27 protein-coding genes, 1 tRNA gene, 1 other RNA gene and 2 riboswitches are annotated in these 26,492 nt (G+C 30.9%); of the genes, 10 read left to right on the top strand and 19 right to left on the bottom strand.

What is annotated here, in order from left to right:
* The first annotated feature begins 54 nt into the window (after positions 1 to 54).
* The 4 genes from OB7_RS01685 to OB7_RS01670 all read left to right on the top strand — a co-directional run bounded on the left by OB7_RS01685 (position 55) and on the right by OB7_RS01670 (position 3,310).
* Entirely contained in the window at positions 55 to 531 is a 477-nt protein-coding gene (locus tag OB7_RS01685) for a metallophosphoesterase (protein ID WP_114702342.1), read from the top strand.
* 9 nt (positions 532 to 540) lie between these two features.
* The gene (locus OB7_RS01680) at positions 541 to 1,188 is read left to right on the top strand and encodes a class II glutamine amidotransferase (protein ID WP_114702341.1); all 648 of its coding nucleotides are present in this window, start codon (positions 541 to 543) and stop codon (positions 1,186 to 1,188) included.
* Between the two features lie 133 nt (positions 1,189 to 1,321).
* Positions 1,322 to 2,248 carry a magnesium transporter CorA family protein gene (locus OB7_RS01675; RefSeq protein WP_114702340.1) on the top strand — a complete coding sequence of 309 codons (927 nt, stop codon included), beginning with the start codon at positions 1,322 to 1,324 and terminating at the stop codon, positions 2,246 to 2,248.
* A 33-nt stretch (positions 2,249 to 2,281) separates the two neighbouring features.
* A complete protein-coding gene (locus OB7_RS01670) occupies positions 2,282 to 3,310 on the top strand; it encodes an aldose epimerase family protein (protein ID WP_114702339.1) in 1,029 nt (342 codons plus the stop codon).
* Here OB7_RS01670 and ltaE read toward each other — a convergent pair.
* The 8 genes from ltaE to OB7_RS01630 form a co-directional block, all read right to left on the bottom strand.
* Complete coding sequence (gene ltaE, locus OB7_RS01665; protein ID WP_114702338.1) at positions 3,294 to 4,325, bottom strand: low-specificity L-threonine aldolase; 1,032 nt, start codon at positions 4,323 to 4,325, stop codon at positions 3,294 to 3,296. The two genes, OB7_RS01670 and ltaE, sit on opposite strands and share 17 nt — an antisense overlap.
* 78 nt (positions 4,326 to 4,403) lie before the next feature.
* Positions 4,404 to 5,090, bottom strand: coding sequence for a hypothetical protein (locus OB7_RS01660; protein ID WP_004103800.1), 687 nt, complete (start codon positions 5,088 to 5,090; stop codon positions 4,404 to 4,406).
* A 40-nt stretch (positions 5,091 to 5,130) separates the two neighbouring features.
* A complete protein-coding gene (locus OB7_RS01655; protein WP_114702337.1) occupies positions 5,131 to 6,066 on the bottom strand; it encodes a radical SAM family protein in 936 nt (311 codons plus the stop codon).
* Positions 6,063 to 6,851: an NAD(P)/FAD-dependent oxidoreductase gene (locus OB7_RS01650; protein WP_012579440.1), complete on the bottom strand. Its 789-nt coding sequence runs from the start codon at positions 6,849 to 6,851 to the stop codon at positions 6,063 to 6,065. Before OB7_RS01650 ends, OB7_RS01655 begins: the two co-directional genes overlap by 4 nt.
* Positions 6,836 to 7,402, bottom strand: a complete 567-nt coding sequence (locus OB7_RS01645) for a cysteine hydrolase family protein (protein WP_004103806.1) — start codon at positions 7,400 to 7,402, stop codon at positions 6,836 to 6,838. Before OB7_RS01645 ends, OB7_RS01650 begins: the two co-directional genes overlap by 16 nt.
* Positions 7,399 to 8,292 (bottom strand): LipS2 family lipoyl synthase, encoded by an 894-nt coding sequence (gene lipS2 / locus OB7_RS01640; protein ID WP_114702336.1) that lies wholly within the window; start codon positions 8,290 to 8,292, stop codon positions 7,399 to 7,401. Before lipS2 ends, OB7_RS01645 begins: the two co-directional genes overlap by 4 nt.
* A 13-nt stretch (positions 8,293 to 8,305) precedes the next feature.
* Entirely contained in the window at positions 8,306 to 10,627 is a 2,322-nt protein-coding gene (gene recG / locus OB7_RS01635; RefSeq protein WP_211305588.1) for an ATP-dependent DNA helicase RecG, read from the bottom strand.
* Between the two features lie 4 nt (positions 10,628 to 10,631).
* Positions 10,632 to 11,321: an ABC transporter ATP-binding protein gene (locus OB7_RS01630; RefSeq protein ID WP_012579444.1), complete on the bottom strand. Its 690-nt coding sequence runs from the start codon at positions 11,319 to 11,321 to the stop codon at positions 10,632 to 10,634.
* Positions 11,322 to 11,378: 57 nt separating this feature from the next.
* On the opposite strand from OB7_RS01630, the gene OB7_RS01625 reads away from it, so the two are divergent.
* The 6 genes from OB7_RS01625 to OB7_RS01600 all read left to right on the top strand — a co-directional run bounded on the left by OB7_RS01625 (position 11,379) and on the right by OB7_RS01600 (position 16,605).
* The gene (locus OB7_RS01625; protein WP_004103812.1) at positions 11,379 to 11,996 is read left to right on the top strand and encodes a thiamine diphosphokinase; all 618 of its coding nucleotides are present in this window, start codon (positions 11,379 to 11,381) and stop codon (positions 11,994 to 11,996) included.
* On the top strand, positions 11,975 to 13,036 hold the full coding sequence (locus tag OB7_RS01620; protein ID WP_114702335.1) for a 1-deoxy-D-xylulose-5-phosphate reductoisomerase: 1,062 nt from the start codon (positions 11,975 to 11,977) through the stop codon (positions 13,034 to 13,036). Before OB7_RS01625 ends, OB7_RS01620 begins: the two co-directional genes overlap by 22 nt.
* A 24-nt stretch (positions 13,037 to 13,060) precedes the next feature.
* A riboswitch (cobalamin riboswitch) is annotated at positions 13,061 to 13,225 on the top strand.
* Positions 13,226 to 13,287: 62 nt separating this feature from the next.
* Positions 13,288 to 14,166 carry an ABC transporter substrate-binding protein gene (locus OB7_RS01615; RefSeq protein ID WP_012579446.1) on the top strand — a complete coding sequence of 293 codons (879 nt, stop codon included), beginning with the start codon at positions 13,288 to 13,290 and terminating at the stop codon, positions 14,164 to 14,166.
* On the top strand, positions 14,166 to 15,143 hold the full coding sequence (locus OB7_RS01610) for a FecCD family ABC transporter permease (RefSeq protein WP_114702334.1): 978 nt from the start codon (positions 14,166 to 14,168) through the stop codon (positions 15,141 to 15,143). Before OB7_RS01615 ends, OB7_RS01610 begins: the two co-directional genes overlap by 1 nt.
* A 27-nt stretch (positions 15,144 to 15,170) precedes the next feature.
* Positions 15,171 to 15,974 (top strand): HAD-IIA family hydrolase, encoded by an 804-nt coding sequence (locus OB7_RS01605; RefSeq protein ID WP_012579448.1) that lies wholly within the window; start codon positions 15,171 to 15,173, stop codon positions 15,972 to 15,974.
* Between the two features lie 10 nt (positions 15,975 to 15,984).
* Complete coding sequence (locus tag OB7_RS01600; protein ID WP_012579449.1) at positions 15,985 to 16,605, top strand: sigma-70 family RNA polymerase sigma factor; 621 nt, start codon at positions 15,985 to 15,987, stop codon at positions 16,603 to 16,605.
* Between the two features lie 2 nt (positions 16,606 to 16,607).
* On the opposite strand, the gene ssrA is transcribed toward OB7_RS01600, so the two are convergent.
* The 11 genes from ssrA to sufB form a co-directional block, all read right to left on the bottom strand.
* Positions 16,608 to 16,968: a transfer-messenger RNA gene (gene ssrA / locus OB7_RS01595) on the bottom strand.
* A gap of 61 nt (positions 16,969 to 17,029) precedes the next feature.
* Positions 17,030 to 17,118: transfer RNA gene (locus tag OB7_RS01590), tRNA-Leu, on the bottom strand.
* Positions 17,119 to 17,153: 35 nt separating this feature from the next.
* Positions 17,154 to 17,627: a 6,7-dimethyl-8-ribityllumazine synthase gene (gene ribH / locus OB7_RS01585; RefSeq protein WP_193330475.1), complete on the bottom strand. Its 474-nt coding sequence runs from the start codon at positions 17,625 to 17,627 to the stop codon at positions 17,154 to 17,156.
* Positions 17,624 to 18,748, bottom strand: coding sequence for a bifunctional 3,4-dihydroxy-2-butanone-4-phosphate synthase/GTP cyclohydrolase II (locus tag OB7_RS01580; RefSeq protein WP_114702333.1), 1,125 nt, complete (start codon positions 18,746 to 18,748; stop codon positions 17,624 to 17,626). Before OB7_RS01580 ends, ribH begins: the two co-directional genes overlap by 4 nt.
* Positions 18,749 to 18,753: 5 nt before the next feature.
* Positions 18,754 to 19,293 carry a riboflavin synthase gene (locus OB7_RS01575; RefSeq protein ID WP_114702332.1) on the bottom strand — a complete coding sequence of 180 codons (540 nt, stop codon included), beginning with the start codon at positions 19,291 to 19,293 and terminating at the stop codon, positions 18,754 to 18,756.
* Positions 19,274 to 20,305, bottom strand: a complete 1,032-nt coding sequence (ribD, locus tag OB7_RS01570) for a bifunctional diaminohydroxyphosphoribosylaminopyrimidine deaminase/5-amino-6-(5-phosphoribosylamino)uracil reductase RibD (protein WP_114702331.1) — start codon at positions 20,303 to 20,305, stop codon at positions 19,274 to 19,276. Before ribD ends, OB7_RS01575 begins: the two co-directional genes overlap by 20 nt.
* 57 nt (positions 20,306 to 20,362) lie before the next feature.
* Positions 20,363 to 20,482, bottom strand: a riboswitch (FMN riboswitch).
* Between the two features lie 36 nt (positions 20,483 to 20,518).
* Complete coding sequence (locus OB7_RS01565) at positions 20,519 to 22,219, bottom strand: methyl-accepting chemotaxis protein (RefSeq protein ID WP_114702330.1); 1,701 nt, start codon at positions 22,217 to 22,219, stop codon at positions 20,519 to 20,521.
* Between the two features lie 136 nt (positions 22,220 to 22,355).
* Positions 22,356 to 22,754, bottom strand: a complete 399-nt coding sequence (sufU, locus tag OB7_RS01560; RefSeq protein WP_004103834.1) for a Fe-S cluster assembly sulfur transfer protein SufU — start codon at positions 22,752 to 22,754, stop codon at positions 22,356 to 22,358.
* Positions 22,747 to 23,988 carry a SufS family cysteine desulfurase gene (locus tag OB7_RS01555; protein WP_004103835.1) on the bottom strand — a complete coding sequence of 414 codons (1,242 nt, stop codon included), beginning with the start codon at positions 23,986 to 23,988 and terminating at the stop codon, positions 22,747 to 22,749. The genes sufU and OB7_RS01555 overlap by 8 nt, the downstream gene beginning before the upstream one ends.
* Complete coding sequence (locus OB7_RS01550) at positions 23,963 to 25,087, bottom strand: SufD family Fe-S cluster assembly protein (RefSeq protein ID WP_004103836.1); 1,125 nt, start codon at positions 25,085 to 25,087, stop codon at positions 23,963 to 23,965. Before OB7_RS01550 ends, OB7_RS01555 begins: the two co-directional genes overlap by 26 nt.
* Before the next feature lie 10 nt (positions 25,088 to 25,097).
* Positions 25,098 to 26,489, bottom strand: a complete 1,392-nt coding sequence (gene sufB, locus OB7_RS01545) for a Fe-S cluster assembly protein SufB (RefSeq protein ID WP_004103837.1) — start codon at positions 26,487 to 26,489, stop codon at positions 25,098 to 25,100.
* Positions 26,490 to 26,492: the final 3 nt, after the last annotated feature.

Below are 26,492 nucleotides of genomic sequence, written 5' to 3'. Positions count from 1 at the left end.
TCTATGTTTTTAAAAGAATATATGTTAAAATTATTTAGTTAGGGAGGTGATAAAATGTGGCTAATTTTAAGTGATTCTCACGATAACTTACACAAAGCTAAAGAAATAGAAAGAATGATAATTAAAAATAACATAAAAAAGATATTTCATTGTGGTGATTTTGTAGCTCCGTTTATTTTACCATATTTTGTAAAAGAAGAAATAGAATTTTATGGAGTATTTGGTAACAATGATGGTGAAAGACTTCTTTTAACACAGAGATCAAACGGAAAAATAAAAGTTGGACCACGCGATCTTACAATAGATAATTATAGAATTTTAATGATGCATGAACCTTTTGCGTTAGAAGCAGCAAAATCAAGTAACTTGTATGATTTTATATTTTTCGGACACACACATGAAATATATACTGAACAAACAGAAAAAACTTTAATAATTAATCCCGGTGAATCTTCAGGATGGTTAACTGGAAAATCAAGTATAATACTTTTAGAACCAAAAAGTAAAAAATTAGAAGTTCTGTATCTTTGAGGCATTTATATGTGTAGAATGTTCGGATTTTCATTTGAAAAAGATAAACAAATCAATAATTTATTTAAAGAATTACAAAACATGGCGAAAAATGGCTTAAAAAGCCCTCATTCACATGGCTTTGGAATTTACGCACTTACTGAAAGTAATGAGGTATTGTACCACAAATTTGAAGAACCAATTTATGAAAAAGATATCTCTTTTCCTAGACTAAAGATTGGTATAATTCACGCAAGAAAAGCTTCTCCAAGTTATCCAATTGGTTTTCTTCAGATACACCCATTTGTTGATGAAAACGGCACAGCTTTCTGTCATAACGGAACGATACACTCATTAAAAAGAAATAACATCTTTGAAAGTGATAGCTATGAATATTTCTTAATAGTAAAAGATTTCAAAGATCTACATGATCTTTCTAAAAGATTGAAAAAATTTATTAAAGAAAATGAATTTACTGGCATCAACTTTTTGATGATCAAAAGAAAAAAGCTATATGCATTTTGTTATTTTAATAGTGATCCTGATTACTATACTATGTGGTATTCTAAAAATATAATTTCATCTGAAAAATTAGGCTTAGATTTTAAAATGGTTAAAAAAGGCGAACTTTTAATTTTTGAAAATGGAAAATTAATTTTCAAAGATGTTATTATTTAAAATACATAAAAGTGGTATAATTAAGGAAGTAAAATTTAGGAGGTGAAAAAGAAATGAGTAGTGACAGTTTTAGTAGATACTCAGATGAACCTTTATCTAGACCACCGTAGTTTAATATAAGGAGGTAGAAAAAATGGTAAAATTTTACACAATGCAAGAAAATAAAATTGTGGAAGTAGAAAAATTCGTTCCAAATTCCCTTATTAAGGTAATTGACCCTTCCGCTGATGAAATTCACATGCTTTCAAGTCTTCTCCAATTTGATCCTGATTTTATATATGACTCCCTCGATGACGACGAAAGGGCCCGTATAGAATTAGACGACGATACTGTACTTATAATTTTAAAAATTCCCAAAAAATTTAATGGTAATTCAAAAATACCATACAGAACAGTTTCGATGGGGGTAATTATTGGAAAAAATTACACTATATTTTCCAGTAAAGAACCTGTGGACTTTATTGATTATATGATTGAAAATAATAAATTTGACATTAATAAAAAGAGTAGAATGATATTCCAGATATTCCTTTTAAATGCAAAAGTTTTTCTTTCATATTTAAAGGAAGTAAATAAAACTATTAGTATAATAGAAGAAGAACTTCATAGATCTATGAAAAATAAAGAACTTGAAGAAATGATGTACCTTGAAAAAAGCCTTGTTTATTTTACAACTTCACTCCGTTCAAACGAAATAATGATGGAAAAGCTTTTGCGAGGTAACATAATAAAAATATACGAAGAAGATAAAGATGTATTAGAGGATGCAATAATCGAAAATAGGCAAGCAATAGAAGTTTCAAATATATATAGTGATATCCTTGCTGGTATGATGGATTCATATGCTTCGGTTATTTCAAATAACTTAAATATAGTGATGAAAATTCTTACTGTAGTTACAATACTAATGCAAGTTCCAACAATAATAACAAGCTTTTACGGTATGAACGTAAAATTACCTCTTCAAAACAATCCACTAGCTTATGTACATATAATTTTTTGGTCTATTGGAACTATACTTTTGACACTTGCTTGGTTTAAAAGAAAAAAATGGTTATAATTATAAATAAATCTACTAAAAGGAGAAATATTTATGTTTGGAAAAATTACTAAAGAATTATTTGGAAAAACACAAATAGGAACTCCCGTATTTCAATATACATTGGAAAATCAAAATGGAATGATTGTAAAAGCCTTAAACTTTGGAGGAATAATTACTAACATATGGGTTAAAGATAAGTTTGGAAAATATGTTGATGTTGTCTTAGGTTTTGATAGTTTAGAAGAATACGAAAAACTAAATCATAAATATTATTTTGGCGCAGTTATCGGAAGATATGCAAATAGAATAAAAAATGGACAATTTAAAATTGATGATACAATATACCAGCTTGCACTAAACGATGGTAAAAATTCTTTACATGGGGGGATAGGGGGTTTTCATACTAAAATCTTTAAAACATCTACTGAAATTACTCCATATGGTCCAAAATTAAAGCTAAAATATCTAAGCCATGATGGCGAAGAAGGCTTTCCGGGGAATTTGCTAGTCAATGTAATATACACACTAACAAATAACAATGAACTTATCATCGAATACATTGCACAAACCGACAAACCTACAGTTGTTAATTTAACACAGCATAGTTATTTTAATTTATCAGGAAAAGGATGCATTTATGACCACAAAATTCAAATAAATGCAGATTCATACACTCCAGTAGATGAAAATTTGATACCTACAGGCGAAATTGTGCCTGTAGAAAATACCCCCTATGATTTTAAACAACCAAAAACTCTAGGAAAAATGCTAGAAAAAATTGATTATGACGTAAATTTTGTATTAAACAAGTCAAAAATTGCCGCAGTAGTTTCTTCTTTAGAAACCGGAATAAAATTGGAAGTATCAACAACAAAACCAGGAATCCAATTATACACGGGAAATTTCCTTGACAATATTATTGGAAAGTCCGGAAATGTATATAAAAAACATTCCGGACTTTGCCTTGAAACACAATATTTCCCTGACTCACCAAACAAAAAAAACTTTCCAAATGTAATACTAAAAAAAGGTGATATTTATTACCACAAAACAACATTTAAATTTACTGTTGAGCAGTAAAATATTTCTCCATTTTTTCTATTACATAGTCAATATCCTTCTTTTTTATCCAATAATGTGTAACAAACCTAAATATTCCGTCATCAGACGGATTTATTTTTATACCATTTTCAAACAGGTACTTAACAAAGTCTTCCTCTTCAAATTGCTTATTTATCTTAAAAAATACCATATTAATTTCTACATCTTCTACAATCTCAATAAAATCAAAATTTAAAAGCTTTTGTGCAAGATACTTTGCATTTTCATGGTCTTCTTCTAGTCTAAATATCATCTTTTCAAGAGCAATAATACCTGCCGCTGCTAAAATTCCAGCTTGTCTTAATCCTCCACCCATTATTTTTCTTTTCTTTCTTGCTTTCTCAATAAATTCTTTATTTCCCACAAGTAGTGATCCAACCGGTGCACACAAACCTTTTGAAAGGCAAAAACTTACAGAATCAGCATATTTTGCAATTTCACTTGCTTGAATTTTTAAAAACGTTGCAGCATTAAATATTCTCGCTCCATCAAGATGGATTGGAACTTTATATTTCTCTGCAATATTTCTTATTTTTTCATAATTTTCAAGTCTAATTACTCTTCCATTAGAGTGCGCATTCTCAAGACAAATAAGACCTGTTTTAGGATAATGAATATCATCTACTTTTCTTATCTTTTTTTCAACTACTTCTGGAATTAATGCTCCTCTATCCGTTTCTATTGTTCTAAGCTGTACTCCTGATATTATACCAGCAGCACCTGCTTCATGCTGAACAATATGGTAATCATCACCAATTATTACTTCATCGCCTCTATTACAATGCGTAAAAAGCGCTAGCTGATTTGCAAATGTCCCACTTGGAACAAACAATGCAGCTTCTTTTCCTAATATTTCAGCTGCAAGTTTTTCAAGTTTATTTACTGTAGGATCGTCACCATATACATCATCACCAACTTCTGCATAAGCCATTGCTTTTCTCATTTCATCAGTTGGCTTTGTCACAGTATCACTTCTCAAATCAATAAACTCCATATATTTCACCTCCAGCTACAATTATAACAAAAAAGGGGCTGAAAAAATTCAGCCCCTTTAATATCAGATCTTCATTAATTATTCACCAGCAAGAGGAGTTCCTTTTGATGCTTCATCTAATACTGAATTTAATGCTTTAAAGAAGTCAACTCCCTGCTTGCCCAATTTTTTCACAGAATCACTTACAAGTGCTTGTGATTCAAGTATTGAAAGCAAGTTTGTAGGATCATAGAAATAAAGAACATGAAGCTCTACAACGTTTCCTTTTCTTACTTCCCAACTTGCATATTTTAAAGCACCACTTACTATAGCCTCCGCCATAACCTTGGTAATTCCTTTATATGCTGACACAGCAGCTTCTACCAATTGTTGATTGTTTTCTTCATTTCCGGAATTTGTTTGAACACTCTGAAGTTGTCCTTCAACAACTTTTCTGAAGGTTTCTACCTTTGCATTTAAAAACTCTGCAATTTTTCCTAATGCTTGTGTTCTTGCAGCATTTTCAGCAATTGTCATGTTTACTCCGCCACCGACATTTACTCCTTCAAATAAGAAAAGCCTTCCTTCTCTTGCAAGCTGAGCTACTTTTGCCTCTTGAGAATAATTAATCTGGACATTTTCTGCTTCTTTTGGAAGTTTCCAAATCTTAATTCCTTGTGCTGTAATATACTGATCTTTAGGCATAATAAGGAAAACTACACCAACAACTAAAGCAACTGCTAATACACCTACTCCTACCCACATTAAAATGTTATTTTCTCCCATATAATCACCTCCCTGGATATATTATACCATAAATATTTTTTTATTTTACAAAATTATATGCATTCTCAATCTTTTGTTTTTCCAATAAATGTTTTTGAACATATTGCCCACAATTACTCCCTATATTATTTTCCTCCAACTCTCCTATACTGATTAATACATCATAACCATATTCTTTTAATTCCTCTACAAAATTTTTGTGATTAACTGGCATAAAATTATTTAAATCAATATCAGAATGTAATCCATTTTTAATAGCTGAATACGTCGGGTTAACAGGTGTAATCTTAATTAAAAATTTTTCCGGTGAAAAGTAGCTTTTTATAACTTTAGAATCAACTATATTTTCTTTGGCAAGTGCAAAATTAAGTGTTACTTTTCTATCTCCTTCTCTAACAAATTTTTCTCCATACAATGCTATCTTTTCAAAATTCCATTTTTTAATAGGAATTATTTTATCTCTTTGCTTTTCATCAGTACTATGTATTGAAAATTGTAATTGAAATCTACTTCTATAAAATTTTTCTTTTATTTCATACAATTCTTCAAAAAAATCATCGGTCCCAATTGGAGCAACTGTTGAAATTGATGGTAAGAGGCCAGGTGCGTCCAAAATTTCAGGCAGTTCTTTTAAAACTTCTAAAACTTCATTATTTAAAGCCGGTTCTCCCATACGTGCAAATTGTATTTTAAATTTTTTAACTGGGACTTTTTTACTATACCTTGTATTTACAAGGTATAGAATTTGTTCTAAAATCTCTTCTTTTGTAAGCTTTCCTTTATAAAAACCTCCTGCATCGCACATCATACATTGCACTGGGCAACCATTCAACGTTGAGACAATTAAAACCCATTTTTCATCTCTCGGAATAGGTGGTTGAATAGATTCAACAAATTCAACCAAATTTCCTCTTGAAGTTTCTCCTAAATAAACATATGCTATTTCTTCTTTTCCAAATTTTTCTAAAATTTTCACACCTTTCCCTCCCCGATGATTTTCATTGCAATTTTTATACCATCACCCATGGCTATCGAAGCCTGTCTAAAATTTGGATGAGCAACATCACCTATTAAAAATACTTTATCAGTTTTTAAAAATGATAAATCTACTTTTCTGCCTGTTGCAAGTAGTAAAGCATCAAATTTGTAAACAGACTTTTTTGTATGTATTATTACATAATTTTCTTTGTTTTCTACGATTTTTATTGGCTCACTTTCATGATATATTACACCCAAACTACTTGCAATATTAACAAGTCGTGAAAGAGCTTTTATCCTATTTGATCTATTAAAAATATGAACATTTTTCCTTAAAATTTTTGCTTGTATTGCTCCATCAAAAGCTACATCGCCCGCACCATATATTGCAACTGATTCAATATTATCCGGTAAATCCAAAAATTCGTAGTATACTCTTTTTCCTTCTAATTCCTCAATTCTGTTTGGAACCGTTCCTGATGCAACAATTATATAATCAAAATAATACGTATCTTTTTCAGTTATAATCCTTTTATCGTATACCTCTTTCACTTCTTCAAATATTATATTAACGTTATAAAGCTCCAAATATGATTTCATATTCTCAACAATTTTTTTACCAGGTAACGGCTGAAAAAATGGAATATTTTCAACTCTCCATGCGTTATTTATAAGTCCACCAATTCTTTTCTTTTCAAACAATGCTACATCTATTCCATATCTTTTCAAAAAAACAGCAGCTGAAATTCCAGCAGGACCCGCTCCAATTATTCCAACTTGCACAATACTTCCTCCGTTTTACAAATATGTGCAAAACCGTGTGCCAAAGATTTTAAGGACAAAAAATGATAAAATTCATCTTTATCCCAAAGCGCATCTTCAACCATTACCACATTAAAATTTCTTACAAAACCACTTCTTGCAGTTGTCTCACAACACAAGTGTGTCATAACTCCGGTAATTATAATATCAGTTACATTTTTTAGCCTTAGTACTTTTTCAAGATACGTATTATAAAAAGCATCATAAGTATCTTTTATTATATACACATATTCGTTCGACTTAAAATAAGGTTTTGCCCACTTTTCATCCACTTTATTACCCCACCATCTCTGCATTTGTAAAGCTCCACCTTTGTGTATTGTTGATATCACAGGGTATCCTTTTTGCAAAAATCTTTCTGAAAGTTTTTTTATATTTTCATATATATTTTCAATCCCATCTAAATATGCAGAACTTTCTCTATCAGTAAAATAGCTTTGAACATCAACAATTAACAATGCAGGCACATTTAGAACAAGTGGATGCTTTTTTCTTTCTTTATAAAAATTCATTCAAGCACCTTCTTTGCTATTTCTTCAAGATTGTTAGCATATTCAAAATAATTGTAAGGCTCTTTTGAAGGTTTTTCGTTATAATACGGCCTTGTACAATGACTACAACCTGAGGTTAAAAATGCCTTTCCAATTCCTTTCTTAAAAGGATAATTAATTTTTTCCAACCGCTCTTTATTGAAAACAAATACATCTTTTGGAACATCTTCTTCAAATATTAAATACCTTGCCAACTGAATTTTTCTGTATCTTTCCATACTTGGTGAAGGTAAATTTTCAAAAGCTGTTCCTTTAATTGGAGTAAAAGAAAAAAGGGCAACTAATACGTTTAGTTCTTTCATCATGTAAAAAAATTCTATAAGTTCTTTATCAGTCTCACCTAGTCCTACTATAACATGAGTAGTAATATGCCCTGGATATTTTTTTGCTGCATTTTTAATTAATTCAAGTGTATTTTCAAACTTTCCACCTCGTATTTTTTCAAATAATTCTTTGTTTACAACATCAAATGACAAACCTATTGCATCTGCTCCAAGTTCAAAATACCTATCTATTTCTTTCATCGAAAGAGCTCTTACTGAAACTGAAACTTTCTTTCCATTTAGCTTTAAAAGTAAATTTTCAAGATCTTCCTTATAACCTTTATAGCTTACAACCTGAAGGCATATTCTTTTTACATCAAGTTTTTCAATCATATCAACACTAATTTCTTTCCAGACTATTCTTGAAAGAAATTTATTTTCCGTTCTTGCATCTCTTGCGTGTGCACAAAATGCACAATTAAACATACAGCGACCATCAAGCATAAAATAAGCTGTATCCATTTTAATTTTGCTATTTTTCACAAGCCCAAGCAATGATAAAGTTCCATAGGAAGCTCTTAAAACCAAATTATCACCTCGTTTAACCAACATCTAACAATTTCAATCGTTCTTTATATAAATCTTTGACATAACTAATTAAATCTCTATATTTTTCTTCATTTTCAATAATGTATTTTGCATCTTCCCGCGCCACCATTATTATGCCAATATCATTTATGATATCTGCAACTTTAAATTCTGGAAGTCCATGCTGTCTTACTCCCAAAAATTCGCCAGGACCTCTTAGTTTTAAATCAAATTCTGAAATTTTAAATCCATCATTCGTTGATGCGAAGAAATTTAGCCTTTCAAAGGCTTCCCTTGAAACATTTCCAACTGTTAAATAACAATACGACTGTTTGTTTCCCCTTCCTACTCTTCCCCTTAGCTGATGAAGCTGAGCAAGTCCAAAACGTTCTGCATTTTCAATTACTATTACTGTAGCTTGTGGAACATCAATTCCAACTTCAATAACGCTTGTAGAAACAAGTATTTTAATCTCTCCAGATGCAAATTTGTACATTATATCATCTTTTTCTGAGTCACTCATTTTACCATGAATAAGTCCCACAGGAATATCAGGAAAATACTCTTTTGTAAGAACCTCATACATTGAAGTAGCAGATTTAACTGCTAATTTTTCTGATTCATCTATCAACGGATAGACAATATATGCTTGTCCACCATTCTCCACTTCACTTATTACAAATTTATACACTTCTTCAATTTTTGATTGGTGAACAACGAATGTCTTTATTGGTTTTCTCCCTTTTGGCATTTCATCAATAATCGACACATCTAAGTCACCATACAATGAAAGAGAAAGTGTTCTAGGAATAGGTGTCGCTGTCATAACCAACGTATCTACCAATTTTCCTTTACTGATAAGTTCCTTTCTTTGCTCAACACCAAATCTATGTTGCTCATCTATTACAACCAAACCTAAATTCTTAAAATGAACATCCTCTTGAATTAAGGCATGTGTTCCAACTACAACGTCAATATCACCATCTTTTAATCTTTGTTTTATACGTTCTTTTTCAGAATTTGAAGTTGCTCCAATTAAAAGCGCAACCTTTATTCCAAATCTTGAAAAATGATCATAAATCTTTTTAAAGTTTTGAATAGCAAGAATTGAAGTTGGTACCATAACCGCTGATTGAAAACCTGCTTCATAGTTATCAAGCATTGCTAGTTCTGAAACAATAGTTTTTCCAGAACCAACATCTCCCTGGAGTAATCTATTCATTGGTTTATCCGATTTTAAATCATTTTTAATTTCTTCGTATGCTTTCTTTTGAGCATTTGTCAACTCAAAAGAAAGAGAATTTATAAGCTCTGTTGAATATTTTCCATTAAATTTTTTAGATATTCCACCTATTTTTTCATTTTCTTTTTTAGACAGTAAAAATGCAACTTGAAGATATAAAATTTCTTCATATGCAAGTCTATACCTTGCCGCTTTTTTATGAAAATTACTCCTTGGAAAATGCATTCCAGTATAAGCTTGGTAAACATCTAATAAGTCTCTCTTTGAAATTAGATCATCAGGTAAATGCTCCTTGAAATTGTAAATATTATAAATATTTTCACTTATAATTCTTCTTACAGTATTTTGATTTAATCCTTCAGTTAACGGATAAATTGGAAAAATCTCTCTTTTACTCTCATTAAAAAGCTCAATTTCTGGATTGTGAATCTCCAAACTTCCATAAAATCCTTTTTTAACCGTACCAAATACATATAGTTTCTTTCTCAAAAGGCCTTTTAATATTCCCTCCATAAAGTCTTGATTAAACCATTTTAAAAGAATTTGGTACATTCCATCGGATAAAACAGCACTAACAATAGTTAAATTACCTTTTTTTATTTTTTCAACCCCGGTTAATTTTCCTGTTGTAACAACTTTATCATCTTCACGAAGCAAAGGAATAGGAATAATTCTTCTTCTATCTTCATAGTCTCTTGGGAAAAAGTTTAAAAGTTGCTCAACATTATTCACATTTAGCTTTAAAAATTTTTGAGCTCTTTTTGGACCTATTCCCTTAACATACTTTATAGGTGTATCAAGTGGTTTTAAATCAGAAGATTTTTCAACTTTATAAACCAAATGCATCAACTTAAATCTTTTAACCATTCCTGGAATATAACTCAATCTCTTTTGAATCCTTTTTTCTGGAAGATTTTTCATTTCAACAATGTATGTATAAAATTCCTGAAGTCTTTTGAAAACTTCAGGATCTTCTTTTAAAGGATCATCTATTTTTTCAAAATTATCCTCCACATATTCAATTAACGCTTTGTGATCTTTTATATTCAATATTTCATCTAAAAAGTCTTCAATTAACAATGGAATATACATTCCTTCATCCTCTCACAAGAATCTCTTCAGAAACTATTTGCCCACTATCCATTTTAATAATTCTATGTGCCTTTTTTGCAACATTTATATCGTGAGTGACAATAACAAATGTTGTTCCTAGCTCTTTATTCATATTAATGATTAAATCGATTATCTCTTGACTATTCTTTGTATCAAGCGCCCCAGTTGGTTCATCTGCCCAAACAATCTTTGGATTATTAATCAATGCCCTTGCAATAGCCACTCTTTGCTGTTCACCACCAGACATTTCTGACGGATAAGCATTCTTCCTATGAAGTATATGTAACCTTTCAAGCCACTCAAGAGCTTTTTTTCTAATCTCACTTGGAGTTCCGTTCTTTGAAATCAGCAAAGGAATCTCAACATTTTCAACAGCAGTTAGAACTGGTATAAGATTAAAAAATTGGAAAATAAACCCCATGTTTTCGGATCTAAAAATTGTTTTTTCCTCTTCATTCATTCTGTCAAGTCTTTTTCCAAGAACTTCAACTTCACCTGATGTTGGCTCATCAAGTCCTGAAAGACAATTTAAAAGAGTAGTTTTACCACAACCAGATGGCCCCAAAATAGCAAGAATTTCACCTTCATTTATTTCAAGGTTAACACCCTTTAAAGCTTCAAATTTTTCCTTTTTACCATACACTTTTGTTAAATTTTTTGCCCTTACTATCATTCTTTCATCTCCATGATATAATTTTCTTGTATATATTATAACATTAGGAGGGATATAGTGAAGGCAACAATTGTTTTAAATGGTAATATTGATGAAACATTAGTTTTAAACACAAACCACATAATAGCTGTTGATGGTGGAGCAAAGTTACTCAAAAAAAGAAATATATTGCCAAACATCGTAATAGGTGATCTTGACTCTATTGACAATGAAACGATAGATTTTTTAAAAAAACAATCTGTGAAAATTATCGAATACCCCAAAGAAAAGGATGAAACAGATTGCGAACTTGCTATAAAATATGCTCTTGAAAACGGTTTTAAAGAAATAGAAATAATAAATTTCCAAGGTGAAAGGATAGATATGATATTTGCACTCTATGGACTTTTAAAAAAATTTGATGCAAATATTTACTTAAATTCCGAAAAGTTAGAATCTGCAATTTTAAAAGAAAATAATACACTTGAAAAAGAAGTTAAAATAGGTGAAATATGGTCTTTTATTCCTTTGTGTAATTCAACTTTTATGATAGAAGGTTTTAAATATCCCTTCAATGGTAACATGGGTATAGAAAATCCAATAGGTGTAAGTAACGAAACAACGGCTGAAAAAATAAAAATACATGTAGAAAAAGGAGAGGTGATTTACTTTAGATGGAAGAAAAAACCGTTGTAATATTAGGAGCAACTGGATCAATTGGAATGCAAACTCTTGAAGTAATTAAAAAACTTGATAACTTTAGAGTAAAAGGTATAGCTTTCGGGAAGAATACTACTCTTGCTGAAAAAATTATAAAAGATTTTAAAGTCGAATACTTTTACTCTCCTGTAAAATATAATGTAAGTTCTATAAAAGATATGGTGGAAAAAATCAAACCTGATATTGTAGTTGCTGCAATACCTGGTTTTGATGGTGTTCTTGCAACAATTGATTCTATACCTTACACAAAAAGGCTTGCACTTGCTACAAAGGAAGCTTTGGTCTGTGCAAGTCCATTTGTAAAAAAAGCTTGTAAAGAAAATAACGTTGAGCTAATACCAGTTGATAGTGAACATTCTGCAATTTTTCAGATATTTGATGAAAGTGTGGTAAAGATATTAATAACTGCATCTGGTGGTGCAATAAGAGATAAAGAAAATATAGATGATTTATCAGTCGAAGATATATTAAACCATCCAGTTTGGAGTATGGGTAAAAAAATAACTGTAGATTCTTCAACAATGGTAAATAAAGCATTTGAAGTAATTGAAGCTTTCGAACTCTTTGAATTGGAAAATATTGAGGTAAAAATACATCCAACTGGAACAGTTCATGGAGCTGTATTTTTAAAAGATGGGACTGTAAAAATTCATTTTGGATTTCCAGATATGAAAATTCCAATTTCTTACTCACTAAGTTATCCAAATAGATTATACGAAAATAAAAATTGGCCAAATTTTGAAAGTAAAAATTTTATATTTGAAGATGTAAATCCCTCAAAATATCCTGCTTTTTTCTATGGAAGAAGTATAATTAAGGAACTTGCAAAAAGAATAGCCTTCAATGCAGCTGACGAAATTGCTGTAGAAAAATTCCTAAATGGTCAAATAAAATTTTCAAAAATAGCTGATATAGTCATAAACACATGCGAAAAAATAAATGGAAATATAAATGATTTTAAAGAAATTTTTGAAATAGACAAGATTGCAAGACAAATTGCAAAAGAACAATATTAGTGTTATAATCTATTTGCAGCAACTTAATATTTTCCCTTTCAAATAAGGGAAGCCGGTGAAAGTCCGGCACGGGGACGCCACCGTAACCGGGGACGAAATCCACAAAATGCCACTGGGATATTTCCTGGGAAGGCGTGGAGAGTAGGATGATCCGGAAGTCGGGATACCTTATTTGAAAGGAAAGCAATCCACCTTTGCGGTCCCTAAGGGTGGGCATTTTTCTTTAAAATATTATATAGGAGGGATAAAGGATGAAAAGATTGGCTATTTTTTTAAGTGTCTTATTAACTACATTTATATTTGCACTCTCTATTGTTGATGATGCCGGAAGATTGGTAAGCTTTGATAAAATACCTGAAAGGATAGTTTCTGCTGCTCCAAGCTCTACAAAATTTCTTGTAAAACTTGGTCTTGGAGAGAATATAGTTGGTGTTACAGATTGGGATTCTTTTAATGCTGAAAAAATTGGAAATATGGTACCACTAAACATAGAAAAAATTATTTCATTAAATCCTGACATTGTAATCACTTTCGGTGGTTTTCAACTTCCAGAAGTTCAAAAGCTAGAAAAATTCGGTATTAAAGCACTTGTTTTAAATCCTACAACACTAAATGACGTTGCAAGAGATGTAATGCTTCTTGGAAATGTATTTGGTAAAGAACAAATAGCATCTGAAATTGCAAATAAAATAAAACAAACAATTTCAGACTATGGTGTAAAGAGCTCAAAAGTGCCTCTTGAAAAAAGACCAAAAGTCTTTTTCACAATAACAGTTCCAAATAATGAAACAAAAGACCTTTGGACTGCAGGAACTGGCTCTTATGTAAATGAATTGATTACATACGCAGGTGGAGTAAATATTTGTGCTCCTTATTCTGGTAATAATGGATGGTTCTCTGTAAATTGGGAATTTTTAACATACAATGATCCTGATATAATAATTGTCGCATCATACATTAGCGCAGATGAAACTATAAAGCAAATAAAATCGCATGAAATATTTAAAAACCTTAAGGCCGTTAAAAACAACAAAATATTTGTTATTGATGGCAACGACATAAGCTCAATATCTCCAGATATAGTAAAATATCTTGAAATTTTTTATAACTTCTTTTATGGAGGAAAATAATGACTAAAATAAACATTTATAAGACTGGAAGGATCATCCTTCCAGTCTTGTTCTTCTTAGTAATTCTTATAAATCTTTCTATAGGAACTGTGAAAATTCCAATCTCTCAAATATTTAATCCTGAAAATGAGAAAATAAAATTCCTCATATGGAATGTTAGATTTCCAAGAATATTAATGAGCCTAATAGCTGGTTCAGGCCTTGCACTTGTTGGAAACATCTACCAAACAATTATGAAAAATCCACTTGTTGATCCTTATCTAATTGGTACATCTTCAGGGGCCGGTTTTGGTGCAGTTTTAGCACTTTATGTTGCTGTTTCATTGAACAGAACCGTCAGTGTCAATGTATTTTCTTTTGCATTTTCATTACTTGCTTCACTATTAACAATTATTCTTGCAAAAAGAAAGAGAATAATTCCTATAACTCACCTTATTCTTTCAGGTGTATTAATTAGTACTATATTTTCATCTGCTACAATCTTATTAATAAATCTCTCACGTAAAACTTTAACAAGCGCATATGTTTGGCTTTTTGGAAGTCTTTCTGGTACAACAATAAATGATTTAACAATTCCAGCAATATCGGTAATTGTACTGTTTTTTATTGCATTAATAAAAAACAGAGAACTCGATGCAATTGCTTTAGGAGAAGAGGAAGCAAAAATTCTTGGTGTTGATGTTGAAAAAATAAAGTGGTTCTTTTATTTAGCAGGGTCTTTTGTAATATCGGTAATTGTATCAAAAACTGGAATAATCGGCTTTGTTGGTTTAATAATTCCTCATGCTGCAAGAATTCTTACTGGTTCAAAACATAAATACAGCCTTATTGGCAGTATCTTACTTGGTGGAATTTTTCTCTCCTTTTCTGACACCATATCTAGAACAATAGCTTCTCCCATTGAAGTTCCAATAGGTGTTGTTACATCGTTTATTGGTGCACCATTAATGTTCATCCTTCTTAAAAAACAAAAATAATAGTATAATATCTTTTGAGGTGAAAAAATGAAAATTCTTATAAAAGATTCTCTTAAAAAATTAGAGAATGTTAAGTTATTCGTTCTTGACATCGATGGTACTTTTTCCTTAAGTGGAAAGCTTTTCCCTGGTTCAATTGAGTTTGCAAACACTGTTTTAAAAGCAAACAAAAAATTTGTTTTCTTGACAAACAATTCAAACAAATCAATTGATGATTATTTATTAGAGTTTAAAAACGCTGGTCTTTCAATAAATGCTGATCAAATTTTTACTGCTGGCATTGAAACTGCTGAATATTTGATTGAAAAATTTGGACCCAAAAAAATATATCTTGTAGGAAACAAGGCAATTAAACAAGTATTTGAAAATATTGGACATAAGGTTGTAGATAGTGAAGAACCTGATATTGTTGTTGTTACATTTGATACTACTTTAAACTATGAAAAACTAGCTAAGGCTTGTAATTATGTTTCAAAAGGAAAATTGTTTGTTCTAACAAACCCTGACCTAAATTGTCCATCAAAAGATGGACCTATCCCTGATACAGGAGCAATTGCAAGTATAATCACAAAGGCTACTGGAAAAGAGCCAGACATAATATTTGGAAAACCCGATCCATTAATTCTTGAAATGATCATGCAAAAAAATAATGTAAAAAAAGAAGAAACATGTGTAATTGGAGATAGACTCTATACGGATATTCTTCTTGGCAAAAGAGCTGGAGTGCTGACCATTTTAGTATTAACTGGTGAAGCAAAAGAGAGTGATATAAAAAATATAAAACCTGATATAATTGCTCAAGAAATTGGTGAGATTTCAAAATACATTTAGGTGATAAATAATGATAAAGTACAACCTTAGGGGAAAAAGAATAGAAAAACTAGTTGAGCTAGCCCAAAGTGGATTAAAAGAAGCATTAGAACTCATAATTGAAAAGTATTATCCAATGGTCATTAGAATTTCATCAAAATATTATGCACCATGGGCTGAATTTGAAGACATCGTCCAAAATGGCCTTATTGGATTAATTAAGGCAGTTTTTTATTTTGATAATGAAAAAAGTTCTTTTAACTCATTTGCCTGGAAAAGTATAGAGGGGGAAGTTCAAACATTTATTACTTATTTAAATAGAAAGAAAAATAAAATCCTTTCAGATTCATCAAGTATAGATGTTTTTGATGAAGAAGAAAGTGGAGAACAAGCCGATTACTCACTCCAAGACAAATCAACAAATATACCCAAAAAAATATTCATAGATATAATTAAGGAAACAATTGTCAAACATTTAAAAGACGTGGAAATAGATATTTTTGAAATGTGGTTAGATGGTTATTCATATGCTGAAATTCAGGAGGAATTAAATGTAAACTTTAAAAAGGTAGATAATACAATACAGAAGGCAAAAAGGATTGGAAGAACAAAGATTGATAGGTTTATAATCGAACAAGTCTTTAATAATTAATCTGGTGGAGGCGGCGGGAATCGAACCCGCGTCCGAAGACAAAATCCCCCAAGCTTCTCCGAGCGCAGTCCGTGTTTTAAATTTCGGATTTGGAACGCCCACGGACAGGCTTTCCAAACCCAAGCCTTTCTAAGATTTCGCGACTTTGGACGAAAGGCAAATCCAAAGCCGCTAGACCGGTTATGTCACGCCCTAGCCAGAGCCCCGGTCAAACCCTGGTAGGACGGCAGCTTTTTAAATTAAGCTGCTAATGCTAATTCTTCGTTGGCACTTATCTTTTTCCCGAGTTTTTTTTACGAGGAACCCGGAAACCTCGGCTCGCTTCTTGGGGAATTTCATCCCCGTCGAAACCAGTTCGCCCCCGTATATATTTGACCTGTTTTAAAAGACCGAAGTTCAAAAAAAAGGTCCCGCATTCGGGACCTGGTGCCGAGGGCGGGACTTGAACCCGCACGAGCGCTGATGCTCACATGGCCCTCAACCATGCGTGTCTGCCAATTCCACCACCTCGGCTCGCGTAAATTATTATACCACAATTATAAATTTGGTCAAGTACTTTTTATTGAATTTATCTTTCTATTTATATTGGCCATTTCAAGTGCAACCATAGCAGCTTCAAAACCTTTATTCCCCATTTTTGCACCTGCACGATTAATTGCTTGTTCTAAAGTATCTGCAGTAACAACACCAAATGAAATTGGTACTTTCCCTTCTAAATTTAACTGCATAACAGCTTTTGATATCTCATTTGAAACAACTTCAAAATGATACGTTTCCCCTCTTATAATAGCACCTAGTGCAATAAGAGCATCATAGTCTAAGTTCACAAGTTTTTTTAATACAAACCCAATTTCCATACTTCCAGGTACCTTTATGATTTCAGTATTCTTGACTCCATGTCTTTTAAGACAATCAAGTGCTCCATTTAGCAACATTTCAGTAATTTGACTATTAAATCTTGAAACAACAATACCTATTTTTAAATCCTCACAATTTTGGTATTGACCCTCTAAAATCATTATTCCACTCCTTCCAATTTTAAATTATGCTTCATCTTTTTTGCCTTTGTAAAAAGATACTTTTTGTTATACTTATTAACCTTTCCATAAATACTAACTATTTCTTTAATTTTTATCCCATATCTTTTCAAATCTTCATATTTTTTCGGATTGTTAGTTAAAATCTTAACTTCATTTATTTTCAAAGCTTTAAGTATTAAATATGCTGCAAAATAATCCCTTTCATCATCTTTAAATCCCAGCTTTAAATTTGCTTCCACTGTATCATATCCTTCATCTTGCAATTTATAAGCTTTTACCTTATTATTTAAACCTATTCCTCTTCCTTCTTGTCGAAGATAAATTAACACACCACCTTTTTTAGAAATGATTTTCAATGAATTTTCTAGCTGCTCTCCACAATCACAACGAAGTGAATGAAAAATATCACCGGTGGCACATTCAGAATGAATTCTTAAATAAGGAATTGATTCTTTAAATGGCCTTTTTACAATTGCAATATGTTCTCTAGAATCATATGGATTCTTAAAAGTATAAATGTCAAAATCTTCATCAATTGCCGTTGGAAGTTTAACTGATGTATCAATAGAAAATCTCTTTTTTACATATTCCTTGTACAAATCTTCTATATCAATTATTTCCAATTTGTACTTTTTTGAAAGCTCTAAAATATATTCAAAATCATGTGAATCACCATTACTATTTAAGATCTCAATAATTACACCGTAAGGTTTATACCCAAGATGCTCAGAAAAAAACACCGAAGCTTCCGTATGTCCCCATCGCTTTTCCTTTGCACCTAGCACATTTACATGCCCTGGATAAACAAAATCTTTAATACTTAGCCCTTCTGAAATTTTTTGTATTGTGTTACACCTTTCACTAATAGATATTCCTGTACCTTTTCCATAGTCTACCGTAATAAAAAAATTTGTTTTGGAACCATTAGAAGGTAATTTAAAAAAGCCTCTTTTTAATAGATCATCTTCATGAGCACTAACGCATAAAAGCCCTTTACCTTTTTCAATAATAAAGTTTAAAATTTTTTCATCACAAATTTGAGCTGGAATAAAAAAATCACCTTCTAATTCATTCTTTTTATCAATTAAAATATAAGGCTTCAATAAATTCACCCCCTATATCTTGCAAATACATCAATTTCATAATTTACAATATCTCCGGTTTTTAAATACTTTAAATTTGTATTTTCATTTGTAAAAGGAATAACTTGAACCTCAAACGTATCAAGAGAGACATTAGCAATAGTTAAACTAATACCATTTAATGAAATAGAACCTTTTCTCTTTATCGCATAATTTTCTTTAGGCATTGAAAATTTATATAAAATTCCAGAATTCATTGCTTTTCTTTCAAGAAAAGTTATCACACCATCAACATGTCCAAGAACAAAATGCCCATTCAATCTATCTCCAACCTTTAAAGCTCGCTCTATATTTAAGTATTTAGCTTTTCTTATATTCGTTTTTTCAATAGTTTCATATCCCAAATCAAAATAGTAAACATCCCCTTTTACTTCTTTTACCGTCAGGCATATACCATTTACAGCCACACTATCGCCAACATTACATGAAAAAGGCAGCTTAATCTCCAGTGTATTTCCAACAATTTTAAAATCCTTAGCTACATATTCAATAATTCCCGTAAACATTTTTTATTACCTCCAAATAAAACTCATTTTTTAATCGTCTTATTTTTTTAATCTTCAAATCAAACTCTTCATCAATGTATTTTTCAAACCCTGAAAATGCAGAAAGCCCTCTTCCAAAAATTTTTGGAGCATAAAAAAGGTGTAGTTCATCAGAAAAATCATAAAATTGAGATATTACACTAGCACCTCCTTCAATCAAAACTGAGTCAATATTTAATCTATATAACCTTTCTAAAATATCCTCAGGGCGGGTTTCAGGATAGCATTCAAATCCATTGTATTTCTCACATCTACTTGAAAAAATAATTGTTCTAGATTGTTCATCAAAAACATTAAAATTTTTCCCCGCAAGTTTTCCTTCATAATCCAAAATTATTCTGATTGGATTTCTGCCACCATTTCTACAAGTAAGTTGTGGATTATCTTTTAACACTGTATTTGCCCCAACCATTATTGCAGTAAAAAAATTACGTAAATTATGTGAAATATTAAAATTATTTTTTGTTATCCACTTAGACTTCCCCAAGTTATCGCAGATAAATCCATCAAGAGTCATTGCAGCTTTTAAAGCTACATAAGGTGTCTTTTTAGTAATGAACTTTATAAAAACCCTATTAAGATAACTTGCTTCTTTTTCAAGAAGCCCTACATGAACTTTTATTCCATTTTTTCTTAAAATATCAACACCTTTACCATTTACTAAAGGATTTGGATCTAGGATGGAAATAAAAACTTGAGAAATTTTAGACTTTATAATTAAATCAGTACAAGGTGGGGTTTTACCATGGTGGCAACAAGGTTCAAGGTTTACAAACAAAGTACTTCCTTCAAGAGAAGTTTTTGCATTTAAAATAGCGTTTCTTTCAGCATGAAAATCACCGTATCTTTTGTGATATCCCGTGCTAATAATCTTACCATCTTTTACGATAACAGCACCAACTAATGGATTTGGAGATACTCTTCCTGTACCTTTCTTTGCAAGCTTTAGTGCAAGTTTCATGAATTTTTCCAAAATAAATCCCTCCTTTTTCAGGAGGGAGAGGAAAAAAGCATAAACGTATTCATTTATGCTTGCCCTCTCCCATCCGGACTTTTACCGTCGGCTCCGGAATTCCACCGGATCAACCCCATTAAGGGCTCGCGGGCTTTCACCGCCGGTCGGGAATTTCACCCTGCCCCGAGGACATTTTCAAAAATATTATATCATCCTAATAATTTTTATCAACTATTCAAATTTGAATTTTTTGATTTCTTGATTTAACTTAAATATCATTTCAGTTAAACTTGAAATATTACTGTACAAAATATTTGCAATTTCTTTATCTTCCTCTGAAAATTTCTGCACATCTTCTGATAACTTATACACATTATTGACCTGGTTTAAAACCTCATTTGCTGCACTAGACATTTCTTCTACAGATGCATTTTGCTCTTGAGAATGTGCTGCTAGAACATCAACAATAGAAGAGAGTTTATTAAACGACTCTAAAATTTCATCCAATACACTTGCCAATTTTTCTATCTCTTCTTGTGATTTTTCTATTTCTTCCTTCACTTGATCTGTTTCATCTTTAATCACATCAGAACTTTTTGTTATCTCTTGAATAGTTTTTGTTATTACATCTGTAGCACCTTTTGTTTCTTCAGCAAGCTTTCTAATTTCATCAGCAACTACCGCAAAACCTTTTCCTGCCTCACCAGCACGAGCCGCCTCAATTGCTGCGTTTAGTGCAAGAAGATTTGTTTGTTCTGCTATATTACGTATAGTATTTACTATTTCTCCAATATTTTGTGTAAAATCAAGAAGCTTAGATATTTTTTCATCTAGTCCATGATACTTTGAAACTACCCTGCTATTTGCATTCTTTACTTTTTCAAGATTTTCCTTTCCAAGATTTGTAGTATTTAATAGTTTTTCGTTAATTTCTAAGGTATCGGATGCTGTATTGTTTAAAGTTGCTGCTTGGTTTGATAACTCTTCAAGACTTGCAGTAATTTCTTCAACAGCAGCACTTATTTTCTCAACAGATTTTGTTTGCTCAATTGTACTATTTCTAGTCTCTTCAATTGAAGAAATCAGTTTTTCAAAATTCTTATTTGCAAATTCAGTTACATCTTTAGATTTATATATCGTACCTTTAAATTCCCTTATTATATTTGAAATTTCATTAACCATATTTTCTAGATTCAAAGAAATTTCTTTAAATTCATCTAAAGATGAAATGTTAATTTTTCTTGTAAAATCACCTTGGCCATAACTTTGCATACTATTATTAAGTTCTTCAACTGGTTTTAAAATATATTTAATAACCAAATATATCGTAAAAGCTAAAATAACATTCAATAATAAACTAATATATGTTGCATTCCAACTGTTATGTTGATCCAAAATTCCTTTCGAATAAAGATATCTTATAATTATAGGCCCAATCCAGAGAGTAATCGATAAAACAGAAATAATAATTTTCAAATTAGCACTAATTTTAAACTTATTAAATAAATGCTTTATTTCATCAAAATTAACAATCTTTGAGTAAGCAAAAATAAATAATGCTATTATGTTCATATTTATTGCAAATGCACCATTTAATCTTAATGCCAAAGTTTCGCTTGGAAGCTCTGCCATTTTAGATGCAATTAAACCCACTATTGTTGCTGCAATAAAGTTTCCAAAAAATAGCACAATAGTAGAGTAATAAGGAACGTTAAAGCCTTTTCCTTGTTTTGCATTTTTTACATTTTTATATATAAGAACAACTACTAATGCACCAAATGTAGCAACAGCGAGAATATAACCAAGTAAAAGATTAATTACAGGATAATTTTTTAATCCTGAAAATACATAATATGAAAAAAGAAGTGCAGGAAAATCTAAAACTAATAGAAAAAATAAAACAAGATTCAATAACTTTTTCTCGATAGGCATCTTTTCACCTCACCAAAAAAACAAAGTGATAAACTTTGATTATCACTTTTACTAAACTTATATCATAAAAATTATAAATTTCAAGAAAATATTCTTTTTCAATTAAAATGGATTAAAATTATATATTTGTTACAACTTATTTAAATGAAAGTTCTAAAGTTTTCCATGCAAGTAAAAAACATTTAATTCTCATTGGATAGTCTTTAATACTTTTGAGCTCCTCTATCAATCCTAAAACCGATTTGTCGTATTCTTCTCCACGTGTCATTTTATATACATTATCTATCAATATTTTTACCTCATCAATTGATTTATTAATAATATTTTCTATCATCAAGTTAGCAGAAGCTTGACTAATTGCACACCCAATCCCTTCAAATTTTGCATCAACTATTCGCTCATTTTCAATTTTTAAATATAAAGTTATTTCATCACCACAAGAAAGATTTTTACCCTCTTCCACTTTAGTTGCATCTTCAATCTTTCCTTTATACTTTTTAAGTTTAGAATAGTCCATGATTAATTCATTATACATCAAACCACTCCTTTATCCTTTTTATACCTTCTATTAATATATTTATGTCTTCATATGTGTTGTATATATAAAAACTTGCTCTACATGTACTGTTTGGAAATTGAGACAGTCTACTTTGTGACTTTAAAACATTCATTAAAGGTTGTGCACAATGATGACCGCTCCTTATTGCCACTCCAAATTTTTCATCCAAAAGATGTGCAACATCATGTGGATGAATTCCATTAATATTAAAACTTAAAATACCGCAGTGAGATTCATCAAGTGGTCCATAAACCTCGACATTTTCAATATTTCTAAATTTTTCAATAGCATATTTTGTAAGATCTAGAATGTGTTTTTTTACCTCATCATACCCAATATTATTTAAATATTCAAGCGCATAATTTGCACCGACAATTCCACCAATATTTGGAGTCCCTGCCTCAAATTTGTACGGAAGCACATTAAAGGTAACATCTTCAACACTAACCTTATCGATCATTTCACCACCATACAAAAAAGGTTCAAGTGTTTCCAAATATTGGCTTTTCCCATATAAAACCCCAATTCCACTTGGCCCAAGCATTTTATGGACTGAAAAACAAAGAAAATCAATATCTAAGCTCTTAACATCAATCCTCTGATGCGGAATAAGTTGTGCTCCATCAACTATTAATATTGAATTAGGAAAAATATTGCGAATTTTTTCTATATCAATTAACTGCCCCGTTACATTTGAATGCCCTGTAATAGCAACAACCTTAGGATTTATATCTTTTTTTAAAAAATCATCTATAGCTAAGGTTCCAAAACGCAAACTAGGTTCAACAAATTCTACTCTAAATCCATGTAGTTTGGAAAGTCTTACCCATGGAACAAAATTTGCATGATGCTCCACTAAAGTTGTTAAAACTATATCATTCTCGTTCAACATCTTACTTCTTACTAAACTTTCAACTATGAGATTTATTGACATTGTTGTTCCTGATGTGAAAATTATCTCATGTTCGCTAGAATTCAAAAAATTTGCAAAGTTTTTTCTAGAAAACTCTAGCATCTGAGTCGATTCAGATGCTAGAGTATGAACTGCTCTATGGACATTTGCATAATTTTCTAAATAAAATTTGGATAATTTATCAATTACTGGCTTTGGTTTTAATGTGCTTGCAGCACTGTCAAGGTAAACAATTCGATTTCCTTTTATTGTTCTTGAAAGTGCAGGAAAATCACTCAATATATTTTTTGAGAGCATTTTTTACGACCTCCTCAAGGCCAAATACCGAAAGCTCATTAATTAAATTTTCAAAAATACCATTTAATATAAAGCTTTTTGCTTCCTTTCTATTAAATCCTCTGCTCATTAAATAGAAAATTGCATCTTCATCAAGTGGAGCAGAACTTGCTGCATGTGATGCAGTAACTTCATTTTCATCTACTAACAAACTTGGGATAGCTTCCATTTTTGAATCTTTTGATAATAATATACATCTTTCCATCTCTTCTGCTTCGCTATTTTTTGCACCTCTTTTTAAATCAAGTATACCACGAAATACTACTTTTGCTTCATCAGAAAGTGCACCTTCAGCTTTTATTGAACCTTTATTTTCAAGTCCTACAAATCTTAAAAGATATTGAAGATCAAAAATTGCGCTTTTACTTCCCAAAAAGTATGGTTTAACATCTACATTACTTTCATTACCATTCATTTTTACTCCTAAATATCCTGCTACTTTCCCTTCCCCGATATATATATCTCTAACCTTTACTTGTACCTTATCTTCAACCATAATAAAAATATTGTCAACTGAAAAAGAGTTTTCTTCACTTACATGAATGTTGTAAATTTCAACTTCTGCATTATCTTCTGCCACAACTCTTAATGTGTTGTTTGAAAAATTATTCGTTTTCAAAATTCTTACAAGAACTAACTTACCATTAACCTTATACACATCATTTGTTATTCTATCAATATATTCAACTTTTACATCTTTTTCATTATCAACCTTTATATATTCACCCATAGATGAAAATATATCCGATAACAAAACATATTTTCTATGAGTTCCTTCAAAATCTATTAAATCTAAATCTTCTTCAACACCTTTAAAATACCCTTCATATTTATACTCCGGCAAACTTAAACTATTAATTTTCAACCTTTTCCATATAGGAAAACCTATTTTTGTATATTCACTATACTTTTCCAATACATACTTTCTAACAAATTTATTTTCAATACTTGAAAGTGCTCTTTCTAAATCTTTTTCAGTATAGTCACCTTCGAAAAATTGTTTTGGGACACTTACCACTGCTTTTTCATTATCTAAAAATAATTCTAAATTCTTTTCCATAACTAACACCTCACCCTATTGATGATTCAATTTCCATTTCAATTAACCTATTAAGCTCAAGGGCATACTCAAATGGCAAACTACTAACAATCGGTTCAATAAAACCTTTAACAATCATACTTTTAGCTTCTGTTTCACTTAAACCTCTTGTCATTAAGTAAAAGATTTGTTCATCTTTAATTCTTCCAATTCTAGCTTCATGACCTACATCAGAATCACTATTATATACTTCTATTAATGGTACTGTATCACTTTTTGATTTATTATCAAGCATTAATGCTGTACATTGAACATGTGATTTACTTTTTTTAGCATCTTGCGCTATTCTTAATAGTCCTCTATAAAAAGCCCAGCCGCCACCAACACTGATACTCCTTGCATCAATTGTGGAACTTGTATAAGGTGCAAGATGTACGACTTTTGAGCCTGTATCCATATGTTGGCCTGGTCCTGCATATGTAATACCTAAACTTTCTGCTTTTGCTCCCTTTCCTTTAAGGATCGTCATAGGATACAACATTGTTTTCATACTACCTAGCGATCCTGAAACCCAAGACATCACTCCATTTTCTTCTACTATAGAACGTTTTGTATTCAAGTTATATGTATTTTTACTCCAATTTTGAATTGTCATGTATTTTACTTTTGCATCTTTTTTTACATAAATCTCAACCATTCCTGTATGTAAATTTATAACATTGTATCTTGGAGCTGAACATCCCTCAATGAAAGTTACCTCAGAGCCTTCATCAGCAACAATAACTGTATGTTCAAGCTGACTCATACCAGGATTACTCATTAAAAAATAAGCTTGAAGTGGCATTGGAACTTTAACACCCTTTGGAACATACAAAAATGTTCCTCCGCTCCAAATTGCGCCATGTAGTGCCGCAAATTTATGATCATGTGCTGGAACAAGTTTCATAAAGTATTCTTTTACCAAGTCCGGATATTCTCTTACTGCACTTTCCATATCCATAAAAATCACACCAAGGCTTTCAAGTTCTTTCTTTATATTTTGATACACTATCTCAGAATCAAATTGTGCTCCAACACCAGCAAAATATTTTCTTTCAGCTTCAGGAATTCCAAGTTTATCAAAAGCCTTTTTAATTTCTTCAGGAACTTCTTCCCAACTTGTCTGCTTATTGGCCTTTGGCTTAATATATGGAATTATCTTATTTAAATCCAATTCAGAAATATCAACTCCAAATCTTGGATCATGCCATTTTTGAAAAATTTCCAAAGATTTAAGCCTAAGTTCTCTCATCCATTTAGGCTCACCTTTAATCTCAGAAATTTCTTCAATTATTTTTGGTGTCAAGCCAGGTAAACTTTTATACTCTGGCTCAATATTAGCAATATAATTAAACCTATCTTCATTCTGTTTTATATCAAACATGTC

The organism is Thermosipho africanus Ob7, from assembly GCF_003351105.1.
Lineage (GTDB): Bacteria > Thermotogota > Thermotogae > Thermotogales > Fervidobacteriaceae > Thermosipho > Thermosipho africanus.
The sequence above is the reverse complement of the archived record's forward strand: the minus strand, read 5'-3'. Positions and strand labels throughout refer to the sequence as shown.

What these genes read in the sequence shown, in the direction of transcription:
- OB7_RS01685 (WP_114702342.1), top strand. Translation starts at nt 55, where the DNA reads ATGTGGCTAATTTTAAGTGATTCTCACGATAACTTACACAAAGCTAAA.
- OB7_RS01680 (WP_114702341.1), top strand. Translation starts at nt 541, where the DNA reads ATGTGTAGAATGTTCGGATTTTCATTTGAAAAAGATAAACAAATCAAT.
- OB7_RS01675 (WP_114702340.1), top strand. Translation starts at nt 1,322, where the DNA reads ATGGTAAAATTTTACACAATGCAAGAAAATAAAATTGTGGAAGTAGAA.
- OB7_RS01670 (WP_114702339.1), top strand. Translation starts at nt 2,282, where the DNA reads ATGTTTGGAAAAATTACTAAAGAATTATTTGGAAAAACACAAATAGGA.
- ltaE (WP_114702338.1), bottom strand. Translation starts at nt 4,325, where the DNA reads ATGGAGTTTATTGATTTGAGAAGTGATACTGTGACAAAGCCAACTGAT.
- OB7_RS01660 (WP_004103800.1), bottom strand. Translation starts at nt 5,090, where the DNA reads ATGGGAGAAAATAACATTTTAATGTGGGTAGGAGTAGGTGTATTAGCA.
- OB7_RS01645 (WP_004103806.1), bottom strand. Translation starts at nt 7,402, where the DNA reads ATGAATTTTTATAAAGAAAGAAAAAAGCATCCACTTGTTCTAAATGTG.
- recG (WP_211305588.1), bottom strand. Translation starts at nt 10,627, where the DNA reads ATGTATATTCCATTGTTAATTGAAGACTTTTTAGATGAAATATTGAAT.
- OB7_RS01630 (WP_012579444.1), bottom strand. Translation starts at nt 11,321, where the DNA reads ATGATAGTAAGGGCAAAAAATTTAACAAAAGTGTATGGTAAAAAGGAA.
- OB7_RS01620 (WP_114702335.1), top strand. Translation starts at nt 11,975, where the DNA reads ATGGAAGAAAAAACCGTTGTAATATTAGGAGCAACTGGATCAATTGGA.
- OB7_RS01615 (WP_012579446.1), top strand. Translation starts at nt 13,288, where the DNA reads ATGAAAAGATTGGCTATTTTTTTAAGTGTCTTATTAACTACATTTATA.
- OB7_RS01610 (WP_114702334.1), top strand. Translation starts at nt 14,166, where the DNA reads ATGACTAAAATAAACATTTATAAGACTGGAAGGATCATCCTTCCAGTC.
- OB7_RS01605 (WP_012579448.1), top strand. Translation starts at nt 15,171, where the DNA reads ATGAAAATTCTTATAAAAGATTCTCTTAAAAAATTAGAGAATGTTAAG.
- OB7_RS01600 (WP_012579449.1), top strand. Translation starts at nt 15,985, where the DNA reads ATGATAAAGTACAACCTTAGGGGAAAAAGAATAGAAAAACTAGTTGAG.
- OB7_RS01575 (WP_114702332.1), bottom strand. Translation starts at nt 19,293, where the DNA reads ATGTTTACGGGAATTATTGAATATGTAGCTAAGGATTTTAAAATTGTT.
- OB7_RS01565 (WP_114702330.1), bottom strand. Translation starts at nt 22,219, where the DNA reads ATGCCTATCGAGAAAAAGTTATTGAATCTTGTTTTATTTTTTCTATTA.
- sufU (WP_004103834.1), bottom strand. Translation starts at nt 22,754, where the DNA reads ATGTATAATGAATTAATCATGGACTATTCTAAACTTAAAAAGTATAAA.
- OB7_RS01555 (WP_004103835.1), bottom strand. Translation starts at nt 23,988, where the DNA reads ATGCTCTCAAAAAATATATTGAGTGATTTTCCTGCACTTTCAAGAACA.
- OB7_RS01550 (WP_004103836.1), bottom strand. Translation starts at nt 25,087, where the DNA reads ATGGAAAAGAATTTAGAATTATTTTTAGATAATGAAAAAGCAGTGGTA.
- sufB (WP_004103837.1), bottom strand. Translation starts at nt 26,489, where the DNA reads ATGTTTGATATAAAACAGAATGAAGATAGGTTTAATTATATTGCTAAT.